This window comes from Mucilaginibacter sp. (assembly GCF_036383575.1).
In the GTDB taxonomy this organism is placed as follows: Bacteria; Bacteroidota; Bacteroidia; order Sphingobacteriales; family Sphingobacteriaceae; genus Mucilaginibacter.
This window is the reverse complement of record NZ_DASVOB010000835.1, coordinates 1-2,679: the sequence shown is the minus strand read 5'-3', so window position 1 is coordinate 2,679 and position 2,679 is coordinate 1. Positions and strand designations below refer to the sequence as shown.

The window sequence follows — 2,679 nt, the reverse complement described above, 5'->3', positions numbered from 1 at the left end:
CGTTTAAATTTTGAAGATGGCTTAAACTATCCGCACGGGGCGCCTCAATACGGCTGCTGCGGGTTCCATGCTGCAAGTCAGAATTTAGTAAATGCCTATACCACTGATGCCAATGGTTTACCTAACTTTGATACATTCAATAACAGCATAGCCGATCTGTCAAAAGTTACTGTAGATACCAGGTTAGACCATACTGTTGGTATAGACGGGCATCCGTATAAATATGATAATACCAAACCATTTAGTAATAGCTGGGTGCGCGACCCGGGAGTTTATGGCAACTTTCATACCATGCGTAACCAGCAGTTAGCTACAAGCGCATCTTATTTTAAACTGGGACCATTTATGGGCTCAGCAAAAAATTATGATATCATCAGGTATGATGACGTTTTATTAATGCAGGCCGAAGCTTATATTGAGTTAGGGCAACAGGCCAATGCGCTGCCGTTAATTAATCAAATCAGAAACAGGGCCGCAGCAAGTACAGGAAGGCTTAAGAAACTGGATGGAACTTTCCCTTCAAACTATAATATAAAACCTTATAGTCTGGCAAACTGGACCCAGGACTATGCACGTAAAGCATTGCAATGGGAAAGACGACTGGAATTTGCTACAGAAGGAGCGCGTTTCTTTGATTTAGTGAGATGGGGAATTGCAGAAAAAACTTTAAACGACTACATTAACGTTGAAAAGGTGAGAAGACCATTTTTAGCAACGGCTAAATTTACTGCCGGGAGAGATGAATATCTTCCTATTCCGCAATCAGAAATTACATTCACTAACGGATTATATAAACAAAATCCTGGTTATTAAATTATTAAATTAACGGAGTCCTGGCTTGATCAATCAGGCCGGGGTTTCTGTTATTTTATACCAATTATACAGCTCAGTTTTTTTGTACTATCCTGCTAAATATATAACCATTAAAAGCTTAAATTATGAAAACAAAATGTGGCGTATTAATGCTGATTGTGTTTATTACTTTAAATAGTATTTGTAAGGCCCAGGAATCGCCTCCAAAAACTTACAAGGAACAATATCGCCCGCAGATCCATTTTTCGCCCAAAGAACATTGGACAAATGACCCTAACGGCATGGTTTACTTTAACCATACTTATCACCTGTTTTATCAGTATTACCCAAAAGGTTCAACCTGGGGGCCTATGCACTGGGGGCATGCCACCAGCGCCGATCTTATTCACTGGAAGGAACGGCCGATAGCTTTATATCCTGATAGCTTGGGCTATATATTTTCGGGCAGCGCCGTAGTTGATTCAAACAATACCAGTGGTTTTGGCAAAAAGGGAAAGACACCACTGGTAGCTATATTCACCCATCATGACCCTAAAGGCGAAAAGGAGGGGAGTGATAAATTTCAAAACCAGAGCCTTGCCTATAGCCTGGATAACGGCAATACCTGGACCAAGTATAAAGGTAACCCGGTATTGAGAAATCCCGGCATCAAGGACTTTCGCGATCCTAAAGTGATGTGGTATGCAAAAGAGAAGAAATGGGTAATGACATTGGCGACTAAAGATCATATTACCTTTTATTCGGCCTCTGATCTTAAAAACTGGAAAAAAGAAAGTAAATTTGGCCTGGAGATAGGCGCGCATGGTGGTGTTTGGGAATGCCCGGACCTGTTCCCTTTAAAGCTTGATGGTAAACCCTACTGGGTGCTTATCGTAAATATTAATCCCGGGGGACCTAACGGCGGCTCGGCGACCCAGTATTTTGTTGGCCAGTTTGATGGCAATAAATTTACCCCTGTTGATACCAAAACCCGCTGGCTGGATTACGGGCCCGATGAGTACGCGGGTATAACATGGGGTAACACAGGCGCTCGTAAAATATTTTTAGGCTGGATGAGCAACTGGCAATATGCCAACCAGGTTCCAACCGAAAAATGGCGCAATGCTATGACCATCCCGCGGGATATAACGCTTAAAAAAGTAAACGGCGAGCTGTTGCTGGCTTCTGTGCCTGTTCCTGAATTGAAAGGTATTGCTTCGGGGGGGGCGACTGCGGTTAAAACAAAATTGCCGGCGCAAAGCCTGTTAAAAATGAGCACGGCATCACTTAATGATTATTCCATTACACTTTCAAATGATGCCGGTGAGGAGCTGGTGATCGGTTATGATAAAAAAGCTAACCAATATTATATCGACAGGACAAAAGCAGGAAAAGTTGATTTTCAGCATGACTTCAAAGGCCGCTTTGTTGCCCCAAGATTTGCAACCGCTAAAGCATCCGACCTTACACTGGTGATTGACGGCACCTCGGTCGAACTTTTTGCCGATAACGGTCTTACTACCATGACCACTATTTTTTTTCCTAACAAACCTTTCTATCATATCACAACCAAAGGCATCAGCCTCAAGCAAACTGCATTAAAATCTATCTGGAAATAGATTGAAAGATTATACCGGTATTTAATTGAAAACGAGGCTGATCATAAATCATGATCAGCCTCGTTTTTTGAATATTCAGCTGCTTAAGCGATATGTCGTTTTGGATTGACTCTACTAATAAAAGGGGTGACTCGTCCGGAAAAAACTATACACAAAAAAAGGTGTATGAAAAAGGAAAACGAGGAGATATTACGGGTAGTGCGCGATGACAAGCGGAGCCATCTTCCGGCCAATTTACGGGAGCAACTAATAAAAGAGATAGAAGCAG

At 42.1% G+C, this 2,679-nt stretch carries 2 protein-coding genes; both read left to right on the top strand.

Going from position 1 to position 2,679, the window contains the following annotated elements:
• Positions 1 to 813, top strand: an 813-nt coding sequence (locus tag VF500_RS29410; protein WP_330863068.1) for a RagB/SusD family nutrient uptake outer membrane protein, incomplete at its 5' end; no start/stop codon positions are given.
• A gap of 125 nt (positions 814 to 938) precedes the next feature.
• Positions 939 to 2,411 carry a glycoside hydrolase family 32 protein gene (locus VF500_RS29405; protein ID WP_330863067.1) on the top strand — a complete coding sequence of 491 codons (1,473 nt, stop codon included), beginning with the start codon at positions 939 to 941 and terminating at the stop codon, positions 2,409 to 2,411.
• The last annotated feature ends 268 nt before the right edge of the window (positions 2,412 to 2,679 follow it).

Bases quoted from the DNA above. Each gene is read 5' to 3' on its own strand.
- VF500_RS29405 (WP_330863067.1), top strand. From the start codon at position 939: ATGAAAACAAAATGTGGCGTATTAATGCTGATTGTGTTTATTACTTTA.